At 35.7% G+C, this 17369-nt stretch carries 16 protein-coding genes and 1 pseudogene; 10 read left to right on the forward strand and 7 right to left on the reverse strand.

Translation table 11 applies throughout. From position 1 onward, the window contains the following. Nucleotides 1-7: 7 nt before the first annotated feature. Nucleotides 8-1066 carry a glycosyltransferase family 4 protein gene (locus ACJTDF_RS05075; protein ID WP_407965236.1) on the reverse strand — a complete coding sequence of 353 codons (1059 nt, stop codon included), beginning with the start codon at nucleotides 1064-1066 and terminating at the stop codon, nucleotides 8-10. 6 nt (nucleotides 1067-1072) lie between these two features. Further along, nucleotides 1073-1546: a transcription elongation factor GreA gene (greA, locus tag ACJTDF_RS05080; protein WP_078680571.1), complete on the reverse strand. Its 474-nt coding sequence runs from the start codon at nucleotides 1544-1546 to the stop codon at nucleotides 1073-1075. Nucleotides 1547-1856: 310 nt separating this feature from the next. On the opposite strand from greA, the gene ACJTDF_RS05085 reads away from it, so the two are divergent. The 4 genes and pseudogenes from ACJTDF_RS05085 to ACJTDF_RS05100 all read left to right on the forward strand — a co-directional run bounded on the left by ACJTDF_RS05085 (nucleotide 1857) and on the right by ACJTDF_RS05100 (nucleotide 6331). Further along, the gene (locus tag ACJTDF_RS05085) at nucleotides 1857-2174 is read left to right on the forward strand and encodes an SH3 domain-containing protein (RefSeq protein ID WP_407965237.1); all 318 of its coding nucleotides are present in this window, start codon (nucleotides 1857-1859) and stop codon (nucleotides 2172-2174) included. Between the two features lie 467 nt (nucleotides 2175-2641). Then, nucleotides 2642-4894: pseudogene (gene uvrB, locus ACJTDF_RS05090) on the forward strand (excinuclease ABC subunit UvrB); the annotation flags it as partial. A 493-nt stretch (nucleotides 4895-5387) separates the two neighbouring features. Next, the gene (locus tag ACJTDF_RS05095; protein WP_407965238.1) at nucleotides 5388-5603 is read left to right on the forward strand and encodes a cold-shock protein; all 216 of its coding nucleotides are present in this window, start codon (nucleotides 5388-5390) and stop codon (nucleotides 5601-5603) included. A 185-nt stretch (nucleotides 5604-5788) separates the two neighbouring features. After that, nucleotides 5789-6331 (forward strand): BA14K family protein, encoded by a 543-nt coding sequence (locus tag ACJTDF_RS05100; protein ID WP_407965239.1) that lies wholly within the window; start codon nucleotides 5789-5791, stop codon nucleotides 6329-6331. A 60-nt stretch (nucleotides 6332-6391) separates the two neighbouring features. Here the strand turns inward: ACJTDF_RS05100 and ACJTDF_RS05105 are convergent, their stop codons facing one another. Then, nucleotides 6392-7036 (reverse strand): MBL fold metallo-hydrolase, encoded by a 645-nt coding sequence (locus tag ACJTDF_RS05105; RefSeq protein ID WP_407965240.1) that lies wholly within the window; start codon nucleotides 7034-7036, stop codon nucleotides 6392-6394. A 158-nt stretch (nucleotides 7037-7194) separates the two neighbouring features. Between ACJTDF_RS05105 and ACJTDF_RS05110 the strand changes: the two genes are divergently transcribed. Continuing rightward, nucleotides 7195-7896 carry a response regulator gene (locus tag ACJTDF_RS05110; RefSeq protein WP_407965241.1) on the forward strand — a complete coding sequence of 234 codons (702 nt, stop codon included), beginning with the start codon at nucleotides 7195-7197 and terminating at the stop codon, nucleotides 7894-7896. 7 nt (nucleotides 7897-7903) lie between these two features. Beyond that, a complete protein-coding gene (locus tag ACJTDF_RS05115; RefSeq protein WP_407965242.1) occupies nucleotides 7904-9244 on the forward strand; it encodes an ATP-binding protein in 1341 nt (446 codons plus the stop codon). A 49-nt stretch (nucleotides 9245-9293) separates the two neighbouring features. Here ACJTDF_RS05115 and ACJTDF_RS05120 read toward each other — a convergent pair whose 3' ends face one another. Next, nucleotides 9294-9794, reverse strand: coding sequence for a YbjN domain-containing protein (locus tag ACJTDF_RS05120; protein ID WP_407965243.1), 501 nt, complete (start codon nucleotides 9792-9794; stop codon nucleotides 9294-9296). A 395-nt stretch (nucleotides 9795-10189) separates the two neighbouring features. After that, on the reverse strand, nucleotides 10190-10444 hold the full coding sequence (locus tag ACJTDF_RS05125) for an accessory factor UbiK family protein (protein ID WP_407965244.1): 255 nt from the start codon (nucleotides 10442-10444) through the stop codon (nucleotides 10190-10192). Between the two features lie 233 nt (nucleotides 10445-10677). On the opposite strand from ACJTDF_RS05125, the gene lgt reads away from it, so the two are divergent. From lgt to pgeF, 3 genes are all read left to right on the forward strand, one after another. Then, on the forward strand, nucleotides 10678-11535 hold the full coding sequence (lgt, locus tag ACJTDF_RS05130) for a prolipoprotein diacylglyceryl transferase (RefSeq protein ID WP_407965245.1): 858 nt from the start codon (nucleotides 10678-10680) through the stop codon (nucleotides 11533-11535). After that, the gene (locus tag ACJTDF_RS05135) at nucleotides 11535-12611 is read left to right on the forward strand and encodes a class I SAM-dependent methyltransferase (protein ID WP_407965246.1); all 1077 of its coding nucleotides are present in this window, start codon (nucleotides 11535-11537) and stop codon (nucleotides 12609-12611) included. Before lgt ends, ACJTDF_RS05135 begins: the two co-directional genes overlap by 1 nt. A gap of 64 nt (nucleotides 12612-12675) precedes the next feature. Further along, nucleotides 12676-13455, forward strand: a complete 780-nt coding sequence (gene pgeF, locus ACJTDF_RS05140) for a peptidoglycan editing factor PgeF (protein ID WP_407965247.1) — start codon at nucleotides 12676-12678, stop codon at nucleotides 13453-13455. 299 nt (nucleotides 13456-13754) lie between these two features. On the opposite strand, the gene ACJTDF_RS05145 is transcribed toward pgeF, so the two are convergent. Beyond that, nucleotides 13755-14222: a hypothetical protein gene (locus tag ACJTDF_RS05145; RefSeq protein ID WP_407965248.1), complete on the reverse strand. Its 468-nt coding sequence runs from the start codon at nucleotides 14220-14222 to the stop codon at nucleotides 13755-13757. A gap of 588 nt (nucleotides 14223-14810) precedes the next feature. Here ACJTDF_RS05145 and ACJTDF_RS05150 point away from each other — a divergent pair. Next, nucleotides 14811-15743, forward strand: coding sequence for a ribose-phosphate pyrophosphokinase (locus tag ACJTDF_RS05150; protein ID WP_407965249.1), 933 nt, complete (start codon nucleotides 14811-14813; stop codon nucleotides 15741-15743). Here the strand turns inward: ACJTDF_RS05150 and ACJTDF_RS05155 are convergent. Further along, on the reverse strand, nucleotides 15740-17239 hold the full coding sequence (locus ACJTDF_RS05155) for a helicase HerA domain-containing protein (protein ID WP_407965250.1): 1500 nt from the start codon (nucleotides 17237-17239) through the stop codon (nucleotides 15740-15742). The genes ACJTDF_RS05150 and ACJTDF_RS05155 overlap by 4 nt on opposite strands. Between the last annotated feature and the right edge of the window lie 130 nt (nucleotides 17240-17369).

Raw genomic sequence — 17369 nt, forward strand, 5'->3', positions numbered from 1 at the left:
GATATATTTAAAATATGTTCTCTGCAAACATTTCTTTATAAACATGCCCAATTGCTATTGCTTCCTTTTCTAAAGAGAAATGCGTCTGAACATGGGTTAGCGCTTTTTTCCCTGCCATTATTGTTTTTTCTAAATCAGAAAAATATAATTCAATCGCTTCTGTCAAAGCTACTCGATCTCCTGCAGAAACAACTGTTCCTGTTCCTTCTCTTATTAATTCTTCATACATCCCTGCATTACTAGCCACTACAGCAGTCTGAGATGCCATTGCCTCCAATGGTGTTAAACCAAACCCTTCTCTACGAGAGGGAGCAACATAAAGTGAAAGACGACGATACCACAAAGGTGTATCCTGGATCTCACCAAGAAAAATAATACGATCACTTAAACCAGCAGTAGCAATTTTCTGACGTAATTGTTTTTCAAAGTTATAATGTTTTACTGTAGTACGACCGGCAATAATTGCTGTCCAATCTGGATAACTGGGCAATAATTTTAACATTGCATCCACAAATAAATCAGTGCCCTTCAAATAGCGTATACGTCCAAAGCATCCTATTGCATATTTTCCAGATAATCCAGAAGTTGAAAAACAATCATCAATGGTTTTCGGTGGTGAAAAACGCTCAAGATCCACACCATGCATAATAACTTTATGAGGAACTTCAAGATACTTTCCTGTGCGTTCACTTGTAGCAATCACTTTATCCATGCGGCGAATTAACCATTTTGTAAAAGGCTTATGATGACGTTGAGATGCCGATGTAAAAATGAGTTTAAGTTTCATTTTTAAAACATCCCGTAAGAAAATACCACAAAGCATCTCAATATTGCGTCGTGCATGCCAAATTCGAAATGATTTTCCTACTGGACTTTTCCATAGACCGAGAAGATCTTTAAAAGAAAGAGCAGGTAAATTTTTTGGCAACCCTATCCCTAAAGTGGATATATAAATACCCTGTTTTCGTTGCAATGGAACAAGATGAATAATCGTCGTTGTTACTCCTGATAAACGTTTCTTAAAATGCGGAACAATAATGTCAGTTTCTTTCAAAAACGCACGCATAACAATTTAGATATATTGAACCTTAATAATTTCATAATTATGCGCACCACCTGGTGCATTTACTTCAATTACATCACCCTCTTGCTTACCAATAAGTGCACGCGCAATAGGAGAAGAAATAGAAATTTTACCAGTTTTTACGTCAGCTTCTTGATCACCAACGATCTGATAAACTTTTCTCTCTTCAGTGTCTTCATCCAAAAGATTAATAGTAGCTCCAAATTTAATTTTATCACCTGAAAGACGTGAAACATTAATAACTTCTGCTCGGGCAATACAATCTTCAAGCTCGTTTATACGCCCCTCATTATGACTTTGTGCTTCTTTAGCAGCGTGATACTCTGCATTTTCTGACAAATCACCATGTGCGCGTGCCTCAGAAATTGCTTCAATAATCCGTCGACGCTCTTGTTGTTGGCGCCACCGTAACTCTTCTTTGAGACTTTCAAAACCAGCTGTAGTCATCGGAACTTTTTCCATGATCCGTCCCTTTCTTGTACACGAAAGACCTTATAAAGATATAAAAATCGGCCTCCAAGATGACTCTTGGAACCCGAAAATTACAATTGTCTTTATTATATAATACAGAAATTCTGTTTTCCATATAAAAAATAAAAAGAGCATAGAGGACTCTTTAGTTACTTTAAAAGTGAATTTATATTTTAGATTTTAAATGTTTAGGAATATCTCTGTTATTATCGATATATTAAAGGATGTAATTATCTTTTTTATTATAAAGACATTGTGTAAAAATGAAAATACAGTATCAAGAATCTATGTTAGAAGAAAAATGAAAAATTTGATTAATTTTTTTATAGCTGGCTCCCTCATTTTAGTAATAACACCAGCCGATGCTACAAATGCTATCGTAATAAATAATTTGAATTTCAGAATAGGTCCGAGCACGCAACACCCGCTTCTCGGCTGGATTCCGATAAACCAATCAGTTTCGATCCGAACATGCAAAGGCAACTGGTGCCAAATTGATTATAATTCACGAACAGGTTGGGTATCATCCCGTTACCTTTCATTCAAAAATGGAAATGATCTTTACCAAATGTATACAAAGCCGTCGACTACAGCACATACTCCGAATATCAAAAAATAATAGCCAAAAACATTACCAAGATTGCTTTACCGAACGTTATTAGCACTAGTCTCAACCTTGCTAGTACAAAAAGCATGACTTTGACCTTAGCCATCCCTTCACTTTACTTATAGAGAGGTATAACTTCCTAGGATCAGTATCAAAAATAGTTATAGTCACCTCTACCATATCACAAAAAATATTTTAACTAATTATCAAATGATAAAAAAGAAATTTCTTTCAAAAACAAATGCAATCAAAAGCTTTTAATTTTTTTCTAAATTATATTTAGAATAACTGTATAAAATATTCTTATCATGTCACATAAAAAGTCAAAAAAAAATCAAAAACAATTCAATCAAGGATTAATAAATCCGTCTGCAGTTATGAAACAATGCTCTAATACCAAAATTCATACAATCAAAAACCATGATGTTTCATCTGAAACCACAAATACTATATCACCTAAAAACATAACAACAACAAACGGTGTTACAGCAACAGTTGAAGCTCTTTCTGCACTCATTGCTTCAGGTAATCCCCTTTTTAAAAATGGTGAATTATGGACACCTCATCGTCCTATTCGTCCTGAAAAATCTGAAGGTGGAATTCAATTTCAAATTAAAACATCCTTCCAGCCTGCCGGTGATCAACCCATTGCCATCAAATCTTTAGTCAAGGGAATTAAGAAAAATGAACGCACTCAAGTGCTTTTGGGCGTTACCGGTTCAGGTAAAACATATACAATGGCCAAAATCATTGAAGAAACACAACGCCCCGCCCTTATTTTAGCACCAAACAAAACTCTAGCTGCCCAGCTCTATGGAGAATTCAAAAACTTTTTTCCCAATAATGCTGTCGAGTATTTTGTTTCTTATTATGATTATTATCAACCTGAAGCTTATGTTGCACGATCTGACACTTATATTGAAAAAGAATCCTCTATTAATGAACAAATTGACCGCATGCGCCACGCTGCAACACGGGCTGTATTAGAACGTGATGATGTCATTATCATCGCATCTGTATCTTGCATCTATGGAATTGGTTCAGTGGAAACTTATACAGCAATGACTTTCCAAATGCAAAAAGGCAACAAACTCGATCAACAGAAATTACTGACTGATTTAGTTGCTCAACAATATCAGCGACAAGATATAAACTTTGTTCGTGGTTCTTTTCGTGTTCGAGGCGATACAATTGAGATTTTCCCTGCCCACCTTGAAGACCGTGCTTGGCGTATTTCACTGTTTGGTGATGAAATTGAAACAATTACTGAGTTTGACCCTTTAACGGGACAAAAAACAGGAGATCTTCAATCCATTAAAATTTATGCTAATTCACATTATGTAATACCGCGACCCACATTAAATCAAGCGATAAAATCAATCAAAATAGAATTAGCACAACGCCTCGATGAATTAAATGCAGCTGATCGTCTTTTGGAAGCGCAACGTTTAGAACAACGTACAATATTTGATTTAGAAATGCTAGAAACTACCGGATCCTGCCCAGGAATTGAAAACTATTCCCGCTATCTGACTGGAAGAAAACCAGGCGAACCACCTCCAACTCTGTTTGAATATATTCCTAACCACGCTCTTGTTTTTATTGACGAGAGTCATGTAACAATTCCCCAAATCGGTGGTATGTATCGAGGTGATTTCCGACGGAAGGCTACCTTAGCAGAATATGGTTTCCGCTTGCCCTCCTGTATGGACAATCGTCCTTTACGCTTTGAAGAATGGGATGCAATGCGCCCACAAACTATCGCCGTTTCAGCTACACCTGGACGCTGGGAAATAGAACAATCGCATGGCATCTTTGTAGAGCAAATCATTCGTCCCACAGGGCTGATTGATCCACCAACAGAAATACGCCCAGTCAAAACACAAGTTGATGATGTCATCAACGAAATTCACCAGACAATCAAAAAGGGTTATCGCACATTAATAACTGTTCTTACCAAACGCATGGCAGAAGATCTGACCGAGTATCTCCATGAACAAAATATTCGTGTGCGTTACATGCATTCTGATATTAATACACTAGAGCGTATTGAAATTCTTCGAGATCTACGCCTTGGTACTTTTGATGTTTTAATCGGTATTAACTTACTTCGAGAAGGCTTAGATATTCCAGAATGTGGTTTTGTTGCTATCTTCGATGCTGATAAAGAGGGTTTTTTACGTTCAGAAACTTCACTTATCCAAATGATTGGACGAGCTGCACGTAATGTAGAGAGTCGGGTTATCCTTTACGCTGATAAAATTACTGGTTCTATAGAACGTGCTTTGCAAGAAACGAAACGACGTCGAAAAAAACAAATAGCCTATAATGAAGAGCATCAAATTACACCGACTAGTATTAAAAAGAATATCGATGATATTCTTAGTTCGGTTTACGAAAATGATCATAATGTCAAGATCTCTCATTTTATCACGCAAAATAATAAAGTTGGCAACAATCTAACCAACCATATTCAGCATCTCAAAAAACTAATGCGTAAAGCAGCTGATGACCTTAACTTTGAAGAAGCCGCTCAACTTCGTGATGAAATTAAACGATTACAAGAAATAGAATTAACTATCGCCAGTGATTCTTTAGTGTGTAATAACAAATATTCCCTTGATAAATCCATAGAACACTCAAGTCTTTTCACTAAACCAAATCTTGATCAAATGGGCCCTAATACTATGGATGTTGGTTTATTAGCAAAACGCAAAAAAGAAAGAAAATGATCAAAGAATACTTTAAATGAGATGTTAAAAAGAGATTCTTGCAATAAACAGTCTAAAATCTACAAATTGCTACAAAATAATTAGCTTTTATAGAAAACCCTGCCAATAGGACCACAAAATAGTAACATAATAGTAACATACCATAAAAAATTGGAATAAGATATTTCTCTTTTCCATCTATTATCCAAGATAAATTAATAAGCCGCTATACTTACTATGAACTAAAAAAATAACATAAGAAAACAGATTCTATAAAGAAAACTCTTGTCAAATATTCTATTTTCAAGCAATCTTGTTTTTTTAGATAAATTGCGAACATTGGAAGGTGATATAAAAAGTCTTCTAGAAATGATTCTAAGTTCTGAGTTGATAAAAAATAATAAAAAACGTTTTCCAGATATCGTAACTTGCCTAAATATACCGTTTACGTAAGGTGCGTAATACGGTTGTTGACTATCTGCCTTACAAAGGCAATCAAATAAGGAAATATTCTATGGCTCAAACGGGCGAAGTAAAATTTTTTAACAATAACAAGGGCTTTGGTTTCATTAAACCTGATAATGGGAGTACTGATATCTTTGTTCATATTTCTGATGTCCAGGCCTCAGGCCTTACTGGATTAAATGACGCGCAAAAAGTATCATTTGATATAGAGCCTGACCGTCGTGGTAAAGGACCAAAAGCTATAAATATTAATGTTATGAATTAATTTAAGCAAAGTCCGTTTTGTGAAACCGGGTTTAAAACCCGGTTTCATTTTACTATATTTAATTTTATATAATAAACTCTTTCTTTATTCGTTCTAGTGGAATAAAATCGAGCATTGTTCAGATTACATTCAGCTTAGAACATTTAAAGTGCAGACCAAGATAAATTTGTACAAGGAGTATTGCTATGATAAAATTAACTAAATTAATAGTGTTATCAGCAATGTTGACAACAGCCATTTCAGCGCCGTTAGAGACAGTACTTGCTGCTGCACAAGTACAATCATACCAACAGACAATTACGCGCACAACAGGTGGAACTGGACGTACTCCTCTCCAGTTTTCCAGTCAGACTTTTACAGCACAAAGGAATTTCGAATATACAGAACAAAACATTCACGAACGTCATGTAAGTCGTAGTAGTAGCAGTAGTAGTAGTGGTAATGTAGGTGGTGTTATTGCTGCAGGTCTTCTAGCCTTGACAGCAGGTATAATTATCAAAAATGCTTTAAAAGAACCTGAACAGCCACAAGTTGTTTATCAAACCCCACCATCAAATCAAACGGTCTATCAAGTGCAACCAGTAGTAACATATCAATCTTCCCAGCCGTTAAATACAACAAGTTGGTATCAATATTGTAAAAAAACATACCGTTCCTTTAATCCAAAAACAGGAACTTTTCGAGGTCATGATGGCTTAGATCATGTTTGTTATGCCCCACTACAGTAATTTTCAACAACACCCAAAAAAACCGCTTTAAAGCGGTTTTTTTTTGAGTATAATAAACTATTAAATCCCCTGAAGAAAAGGATTGTATTGGCGTTCATAACCTATTTCGCTTCCTGGCCCATGCCCACAAATAAAGCTGACATTATCGCCTAATGGCAAGACTTTTTCTTTAATTGATTTAATTAATGCTTCATGAGAACATAATGGAAAATCAGTGCGTCCAATAGCGCCACGAAAAAGCACATCCCCTAATAAAGCGAAATGCTTTTTTTCATTAAAATAAATAACATGACCAGGCGAATGGCCAGGTGTATGAAAGACATTGAACACATGTCCAGCACAATCAACACTATCACCATCTTCTAACCATTGATCAGGAATACAAACACGCGCATCAGGCATGTGATAGATTTTTGCTCTTTCACTGACATCGTCCATTACTGGTTTGTCATTACGATGTGAACCAATAATTTGAATATCCAACGCTTCTTTAGCCTGCATGGCTGCTCCCACATGATCAATATGACCATGTGTTATCCAAATAGCTTCAACAATAACCCCTTTTTCTTGAATGGTTTGTTGTATCTTAGGCCAATCACCACCCGGATCAACTAAAACACCTCTTTTACTTTCATTATCAAAAAGTAAAGTGCAATTTTGTTGAAAAGGCGTAACCGGAATAATATACACACTGAAATCGCTCATTAGAACCCTTTTCAAAAATTCAATATTTTAAAATCTTTTAGTTTATAGATAACATTTCTTCTGTCTTTATAAAGCAAAAAATTGTTCGCTCGACAGCTTTATATAACTTATATAAAGTACAATCTATGTAAACTGAATTTTTATTAAGGGTTTGAATCATGGCTGATCACATTCAGACTTTATGTGATAATGCACCCCACCTTCTCGTGATTGATGATGATACCCGCATTCGCAACCTTTTATCTCAATTTCTCATTAAAAATGGATTTCGTGTTTCAGTCTCTGCCAACTCTAATGAAGCTAAACGTCAACTTAAAAGCTTAGATTTTGATCTTCTTATTGTTGATATCATGATGCCTGGTGAAAACGGTATTGATCTAACCTATTCACTCCGTCAAACAAAAAATGTTCCTATTTTAATGTTAACAGCTTTATCAGAAATAGATAATCGTATTCATGGATTAGAAGCAGGAGCAGACGATTATCTTGCTAAACCCTTTGATCCTCGCGAGCTTTTACTCCGCATTAATGCCATTTTGCGACGTGGCTCATTTTCTACCCAACCAAAAATTGAACAGATTATTTTTGGACCTTATATCTTTTCAATTTCACGACGTGAACTCAAAAAAGCAGGAGAGATCATTAAACTGACAGATAAAGAACAGGAAATGATGGTCATTTTTTCTGAACATGCAGGAGATACTATTCCACGCCATAAATTTGCAATGGATGATAACAATAGTGCACGTTCTATTGATGTGCAAATCAACCGTCTTCGTCGTAAAATCGAAAGCAACCCAACAAATCCTATATGGATCCAAACCGTGAGAGGGATTGGTTATAAGCTTTCAATTGAATAGGCCTGAGATGATCGAACCTGCAAAAAAAATTGCGCAATGGTTATCTAAGAAAATGCCTAAACGGCTTTATGCTCGTTCTTTGATCATCATCATTGCTCCTATGGTACTCTTACAAACAGTAATTGGCTATGTTTTCATGGAACGCCATTGGCAAATGGTAACAGAACGTCTTTCAACCACTGTTGTCCATGATATTGCAGCTATTATCGATATAATTGAAACATATCCACAACAGCATAATTATGAAGAAATTAAGCGTATTGCACAACAACGCATGGGACTAAACATCTCTCTCCTCCCACCTGATCCTCTTCCTCCTCCAGGACCGAAACCGTTTTTTGCCATACTTGATTACTTTTTAAGTGAAGAAATCACTCGCCAAATTAACCGTCCTTTCTGGATTGATACAGTTGGCGATTCTAATCTTGTCGAAATTCGTATCCGCCTTGATCACAATATCTTGCGCGTTTTTGCCATGCGCAGCCAAGCCTATGCCTCTAATACCAGTATTTTTTTAAGCTGGATGGTAGGGACAGCCCTTGTTTTACTGTTAATAGCTATTTACTTTTTACGTAATCAAATCAAACCAATTCAACAATTAGCAAAAGCAGCAGAAAGTTTTGGACGTGGGCATCCTTTACCAGAAGGATTTCAACCACAAGGAGCTGATGAAATACGCCGTGCTGGTATTGCTTTTTTACGTATGCGTGAACGAATTGAACGTCAAATCGAACAGCGCACTATGATGCTCTCAGGTGTAAGTCATGATCTAAGAACCATCCTCACACGTTTCAAGCTTCAACTCGCATTAGTAAGTAATGATTTTGATATTAAACCGCTTGAGCAAGATGTCAGCGATATGCAAAATATGTTAGAGGGTTATCTTGCTTTTGCACGTGGTGAAGGCAGCGAAAATATTAGCACCCTTGATTTAAATGTCTTGATGCAAAAGTTCTCCACTAATGCTCATCTTCATCAACGTAACTTCTCCTATACTATTGAAGGCTCCCCACAGATACAAGTACGCCCCTATGCTTTTACCCGTTTGATTAGTAATCTTCTATCAAATGCATTTTATTATGCAAATACCATCCAACTCACAGCTAAACCCCAAAAAGAATCTTTGATTATTACTATTGATGATGATGGACCAGGTATTCAAAAAGACATGCATACAGAAGTTTTTAAACCATTTTTTCGGCTTGATCAATCACGCAATCAAGATGCCAGTGGAACAGGTCTTGGTCTTTCTATTGCGCAAGATATCGCACGTAGCCACGGAGGTAATATTCAATTAGATGATAGTCCATTAGGAGGTTTGCGCGCTATTATAGATATCCCTCTATAAAACATATTCAAAAACTTTTTTAAAGAGTAATGAGAGCAATATGAAGACTTTAAGCATTTCCTACGGTCTCAAATAAAGCATACTGTAGTGCTTTATGAGCACTTTCACCAGCCCAAGCAACCATTTGAAAAGCAGCATAATGACTTTCACAAATTTTAAGTGCATAGATCAATAATGTTTCTACTTGTGTATGTGATGGGTGTACACCACCTGCTAAAAGAAGACCCTGCCGATAAATAACCGTATTATCTCCTTGCCAATAATCAAAATGTCCTAGTAACAATTTCTCATTAATTGCCAACAACAAACGTTGTATCTCTGCTATACGAGTATTTTCAATAAAAAGATCAAATGCACAAGCTAAATGAAGAGCCTCTTGCTCCTCCATCCATGAAAAAGAAAGACGATAACAAGCTCGTTTTCCTTCTACGCAAACGCTAATTTCATCTTGTGCATTCCGCTCAAAAGACCAATCATACTTACAAACAATTTGTTCGATAAAATCAACCGGATGCTCTTCTCGCTCTGTGGCTCCAATGGCAAGCCTCATCATGAACCCTCAATAATTAAGAATATTATCAATACAATGGAAAAAAACTATCATCGTAACAATACTCGCCACAATCAAAGCCTTTACACCAAACAAATACACATTAAAACATAGCAAACACACAACACCAGGAAACAAATGATAATATTTCCTATAATAACATAGCTTGATAAAGAAAAAACGAATCATCAAGTAAACTCAGTGTATTGATACAATTTCGTAGCGCTAGTCCCTTAATTAAAAAAAAATAATTTTTTGTAAAAAATGAACTAAAAATAAATTGCTCATCTGCCCTAACAGACTCATGACTAAGCATTTTTCGGTTTCATACATAGTATGGAAAAATTGGGGATTATTTTTTCTAAGACTATTTATTGCTTAGACTGTATCTGTTTTCACTTTTTTCTGTTGTGTTTTTCTAAACCATCAAGACGTTTTTTCAAATCAGCATTTTCGGCATAGAGTTTAAGAACCATTTCCTTAATAACTTCAAATTCTTCGCGTGAAACAAGGTCAAGTTTATTGATCATCTTTTCAACCTGTGAACGAACAGCAGTTTCAGCTTCACGCCGTACACCTTGTGCAATACCTGCTGCATCCGTTGCTAATTTTGCCAGTTCATCAAGAATACGGTTTGATCCATTATACATAAGCTTTCCTTTAATTTTCATTATTTATATACACACTATTTATATACACACTGTAATGCATTTTATAATATTGAAAGATTGTACTTGTTTTTCTAATAGATATTACTTTAATCTATCAGTATTTTTTACGTCCACCAATAACAGCAACTAACCTCTGACCGAACTTGACCATTTTGTATTCATCTGTCATGGTTTGATAATCATATAACTTCATAAATGTAAAGCTCCCCCTCATGAATGATTTCCCTTTTTGCCAAGCTATTGCTTTTCCTCTTTTTCTTGATCCAGTGATCATCCGTTTAGGGCCGATAGCATTCCATTGGTACGGGTTTGGTTATGTTGTAGGCATTTTATTTGCCTGGTGGTATACACAAAAATTACTTAAAAAAAAGTCCTTGTGGCCTAACAATAAAGCACCTATGCACCCCCAAAAAATGAGTGATTTTGTTACCTTAGGTACTCTTGGGATTGTGGTTGGTGGCCGCTTAGGACAAGTACTTATGTGGGATCCTATTTATTATTTCAATCATCCGGTCGATATCATTGCCGTATGGAATGGTGGTATGTCATTTCACGGAGGACTTATAGGTATAATCATTGCTATGATTTGGTTTTCTTATAAAAACAATATTAACGTATGGGGAATGTTTGATACAATCGCCGCAGCCGTTCCCATTGGCATTGGTATTGTACGGATATGCAATTTCATTAATCAAGAATTATGGGGAAATGTGACTACTGTTCCTTGGGCAGTTTGTTTTTATAACGATCCTCAATATCTTCCACGCCATCCTAGTCAACTTTATGAAGCATTAATGGAAGGATTTCTTCTCTTTATCATTTTAGCCATTGCTATTTTTTCTTTCAAAGCATTAAAACATCCTGGAATAATAACTGGAATATTTAATATAAGCTATGGAATAGCACGCAGCATTTCAGAAATTTTCCGTGCTCCTCAAGAGGATCCAGAATGGTTTGCATCTCTCTTCCACTCTACTGGATTTACTTATGGCATGGCTTTATCTCTGCCGATGATTCTTTTCGGTTTTTATGCACTTCTTCAAACTTTTAAATATAAGCTTACAAAATAATGTCTAATCTAAAAGAGAGAATTAAAGAAATTATTATTCTCAATGGACCAATCTCTGTTAGCCAATATATGGCATTAGCACTTACTGATCCTCAATTTGGCTATTATAAAAAACAAAAACCCTTTGGACATGATGGTGACTTCATCACAGCACCTGAAATAAGCCAATTATTTGGAGAGATAATTGGCATTTGGGCTATTATGAGCTGGCAAGCTCACGGTTCCCCTAATCCTTTTATCCTGGCTGAAATAGGGCCAGGACGCGGAACTCTTATGGATGATGTTTTACGTACTATTCGCAAAATTTGTATGACAGCATTCAACGCTGCTGACATCTTTCTTATTGAGATAAGCCAACGCCTTGCAGCAGAACAAAAAAAACGTCTTCTCTCTTACCAAAAACAAATTTATAGTATTGAAAATTTTGAACAAATTCCTTTAAAACCTCTTATTATAATTGCAAATGAGCTTTTCGATGCCCTCCCAATTAACCAATATATAAAAATCAATGAAGAATGGAGAGAGCGTCGCATTACACTTAATCAAAAGGGTGGTTTTACATTTACCATTGATGTACATAAGTTTCCTTCTACTTTTTTACCACCGCACTGTGCTCAAATGCCCAATGGAACAATTTTAGAATACGCACCCTTACGAAACCAATTAGCACAAAAAATTAGTAGCCGTTTAATGGAAACACAAGGCTCTGCTTTACTCATCGATTATGGTGCATCCGATTTTGCGTTTGGAGACACGCTGCAGGCCATATCAAAACATAAATTCTGCGATATTTTTTCTGCTCCTGGTGAACATGATTTAACATCACATGTTGATTTTTTTTCTTTGAAAACAATTGCCATTCAACAGGGCTGTTTTGCTGAAATTCTAGAACAAAGAGATTTTCTTTTCAAAATGGGAGTGCTTGAACGTGCCAAAAAGCTTAGTATCAACAAAAGCACAGTAATGAAGAAAAAAATTCACCAAGACATCGAACGATTAACTGGTCCAAAACAAATGGGTAAACTTTTTAAAGTTCTTCACATCAGTGATAAAAACATACAAATACCTTATTTTTAACCACAAACAATAACAAATTAATTCAGATACCATTTTCGTTTCAAATAATCATAAGGGAGCCTTTATGGAACCTATTCTTGCACAAGATTTTTGCAATTTACACTTACATAATATCAAACATGGCTTTTTTACACGCCAAGGAGGTGTATCAAAAAGCTTTTATCAAAGCCTCAATGTCGGACAAAACTCCAACGATTCTCCTGAACATGTTATGCAAAATCGTACCTTAATCGCTAATTATTTTGATATTGAAGTGCAAAATTTAATTACTGTTCACCAAATACACTCTTGTGAAGTTATCGTCGTTGATCAAGCCTTTATTGGAGAGCTTCCAAAAGCTGATGCTCTGGTTACAACAAAAAAAGGATTAGCAATTGGTGTTCTGACAGCAGACTGTGGGCCAATTCTTTTTTCTGATCCACAAGCGGGCGTCATTGGTGCTGCACACGCTGGTTGGCGAGGGAGCTTGAACGGAATTTTAGAAAAAACAATCTCAGTAATGGAAGAACAAGGAGCCAAACGGCAATTAATAACAGCAGTACTTGGACCATGCATTGGTCCATGTCATTATGAAGTAACAAGTGAATTTTATAACCAATTTATCGAGCACAATAACGAGTTTGAAAAATATTTTTCAAAAACAGATAAAGTACACCACTTTAATTTTAATCTATGGACATTCATTATAAACAAACTCGAACAAGCGGGAATCCGTACTTCTTGTCTAAAACTTTGTACTTATCAAGATGAAAAGCGTTTTTTCTCCTATCGACGTGCAATACATCGTAATGAGCCCGATTATGGACGACAAATTTCTGCCATTATGCTAAAAAATAAAGAGTAAAGTTGCTTTTTACTTTAAAGGAATACTAAAAAATATAAAAAATTCCTATTCAAATAAATTGTGGAAATTTTTATTATTGGTTTTTCTTCTCAAATAAGCTGTTTATACGCAAATTCTAGCGCCGTTGCCAATAACCTTTGCTATATTCCACGAAGACAACTCTTCAATGTTAATAATTATCAATTTATATTAAATCAGATCTCTTGATACAATTGTATCTTCTTGTTTTAATAACTCTTAGTAAATAGTCTTCAACCTCAAAACGCCGTATAACATTAGTTTCACAAAATCCTGATATGTTATAAGTGCATCTTGTAAACTCGATCATTTTTAGAAACCTTGACATTGTTACAAATCTTGGTTCTGCAATAAACATTGGCGTTACCCCAAATCATGGTATTACCAGAAACAGTGTTTTCACCACAAATTTTAACGTTTCTAAACACTCTTGCTTCATCGTAAATTGCAGCATTTTCAGTAACTTCAGCATTATCATAAATCATAGCATTACCAAAAACTTTAGCGTTACCAAAAACTTTAGCGTTACCAAAAACTTTAGCATTATCATAAACCACAGCATTACCAAAAACTTTGGCATTATCATAAACCCAACAATTTCCCTCATGTGATAAATTCTTTTCATCCTCAATAAAACCACCAAGATCACTTGTCTTTACATTTCCAAAGTCTTTAAGAGCTCTAATACGATAAAGTTTATGAGAACCAATTATTATTTTTTCATCTGTAAATTCATATTTTTTGAGCATAAATAATCTGCCTATTTTATATTCAAAAATTTTTTAACTAAATATCTTACAATAGAGTATCTTTGTAACACTTATCATTCATACTATCTAAAACCATCTTACTCATAACTCACAATATTGAAAATTCACATCGTAAGTATAAGCTCACAGCTTTTCATAAACTTTTATTACCTCATCAAGTAACCTCTTTCATAAATTAAAATTTATGAAAAATTTTACGAAGAAATATAAACGTATATTTGGAAAATTAGAAAACTGGATATCTAGATTAGATTTGGTATTCTCCTTACTTCATGGAATAAATGAATAAAAACGAGATGGTTTAAAAGCTAAAAAAATTTTTTTAAAACAGTATTTTTTCTCATAACACTGATTACTTTTAAACAATTTGTCTCTTGTTAGCTGTTTTCTCATAATTTTTATAAACATTCTACAAACAGTAAGTATTTGGCATAAATCAACGAACTACATTCATTGTGAAATAATAATAGTTAATTTTTTATTCTTTTATAATTGTTCACTTGCAATCTGATAGTAAAAAGTTAAAAATCGCTTCATATTCAATCGTAATTACTTAGAGGTTCTATTATGAAACTTTTTTGCGGCAATTCTAATCCATGTCTTGCTGAAGATGTTGCAAACTATTTAAGTATTCCTCTAGGCAAAGCAACTGTAAAACGTTTTGCTGATCAAGAGATTTTTGTAGAACTGCATGAAAACGTACGTGGACAAGATGTATTTGTTTTGCAATCTTCATCCTATCCAGCGAATGATCATTTAATGGAATTGCTCATTATGATTGATGCACTTCGTCGGTCTTCAGCACGTCGTATTACAGCTGTCATACCTTATTTTGGTTATGCTCGCCAAGATCGTAAACCTGGACCACGCACTCCTATTTCGGCAAAACTTGTTGCTAATCTCATTACTCAAGCAGGTGCTCATCGCGTTTTGACATTAGATCTTCATGCAGGACAAATCCAAGGTTTCTTTGATATTCCAACGGATAATCTTTACGCTGTTCCTGTTATTGCTCGTGATATTAAGATGCATTATTCTCTTGAAAATGTCATTGTTGTTTCACCTGATGTTGGTGGTGTGGTGCGTGCACGCTCCTTAGCTAAGCGCTTAAATAGTCTACTTGCTATTGTTGATAAACGCCGTGAACGCCCGGGTGAATCAGAAGTAATGAACATCATTGGTGATGTGACTGGAAAAGATTGTCTCTTACTGGATGATATTGTTGATTCAGGCGGTACTTTATGTAACGCAGCGAGCGCTCTGTTGCAACATGGTGCAAGAAGCGTCACTGCCTATATCACACATGGTGTGCTTTCTGGTAATGCTATAGAACGTATTACCAATTCAGAAATGAAAGAATTAGTGATTACTGATTCAATCATGCCAACCAAAGCAATTAAACAAGCCCATAATATGCGTATCTTGCCAATTGCTGATTTAATCGGAGAAGCTATTGCAAGAACAGCAGCAGAGCAGTCTGTTTCAAGTTTATTTGGCTAAATTGGGGCCTTTGGATCTCCTGGTGCTGTTTCTAAATTGAGACCAGGAAAAGTTACCACGCGCTTACCACTAAAATCAGTATGAATAACAATAAGCCCACGCTCTTCAAAATAAATTAAAAGACGGCGTGCACGACTTAAAGAATGAGTTCCATAAAGACGCGCTAAAACTGCATCTGATGGGCAAGGCTTCCCTGTTACTGCTGCCTGCGCGACACGCAAAAATACACCTTGAATATCATTTTCTAAACTTTTTGATAGAAGTAAGACACGCTTCCACTCTTCTTTTGCAGCATCTTCTTCATCAATAGAGGCTTGAGCGATAGCCAATTTACGACGAAATTGTGAAATATTAGGAAGAAATTCTGATACACCATGAATACGACAACGTATCAAAAAATCTTGATAAAGTACTGCTGTTGAACGATAAGCAACCTCAGGATCATCCATCATTTCACGAATAATACGTTCTACCTGCACTTTGTAATCAATTGTTGAAATCTGTGGAGAGGAGTGTTTATCTTCCCTTATTAATCTTTGTTTTTTGTGCACAACCTCTTCTAATATTTCATGAATTTTTTGTTCTTTTACAAGCTCCAGTGAATGATGAGATGGCGCCGTTTTTTTTTCAGATAAAGCAGTAAAAACAAGTTTTTTTGCATCAGTTTTTTCCGTTGGAAGCGGCATTAGTTTCGGACCGGCAGAACGTGCTGATGTTTCAACAGGACCAACAATAATCGGTAAAGAACGCCGTGATAAAGCGGGTCCTAAAGCAACAAAATGACCACGCTCAAGATCTCGAAACATTTCTGCTTGACGACGCTCCATTCCTAAAAGATCAGCAGCACGTATCATATCAATATCCAAAAAAGTGCGTCCTATTAAAAAATTCGATGCTTCTGCAGCCACGTTTTTTGCAAGCTTAGCTAAACGTTGTGTAGCAATAACACCAGCAAGACCACGTTTACGTCCTCGACACATTAAATTGGTCATAGCACTAAGCGAAATCTTACGCACTTCATCAGAAACCTCCCCTGCTGCAGTTGGAGCAAACAATTGCGCTTCATCAATCACAACTAACATAGGATACCAATAATCACGCTCAATATCAAAAAGTGCTCCAAGAAAAATACCAACAGCACGCATTTGTTGTGCAATATCTAGGTTTTCAAGATTGAACACAACTGAAACTCGATGTTGGCGAATCCGATGAGCAATTTGTATCAATTCTTTTTCGTTCCGTTGGGCTTCAACAACAATATGTCCAAATTTATCAGCCAAAGTCACAAAATCGCCTTCTGGATCAATAACACACTGTTGTATCCATGAAGAACTCTGTTCAAGAAGACGCCGAAGAAGATGTGATTTTCCTGAACCAGAATTACCTTGTACGAGAAGACGTGTTGCTAATAATTCTTCGAGATCAACGAGCGCTGGAACTGATTTACGTAACGAGCCATATTCTGACACTTCACCTAAGGCAATCTCAACCTTCATAAGGTCTCCATTATTCAATCTTTGAAAATTGATATTGATTCTACATTTTTCAGCATACTTGTAACATTTCCTCTTCCATAAGGGTAGAAATCAAGGATTTTTCCCACAACTCTTGCATCTCCTAATGGTT

Origin of the sequence: Bartonella bennetti (assembly GCF_045945445.1) — a bacterium.
Classification (GTDB): domain Bacteria; phylum Pseudomonadota; class Alphaproteobacteria; order Rhizobiales; family Rhizobiaceae; genus Bartonella.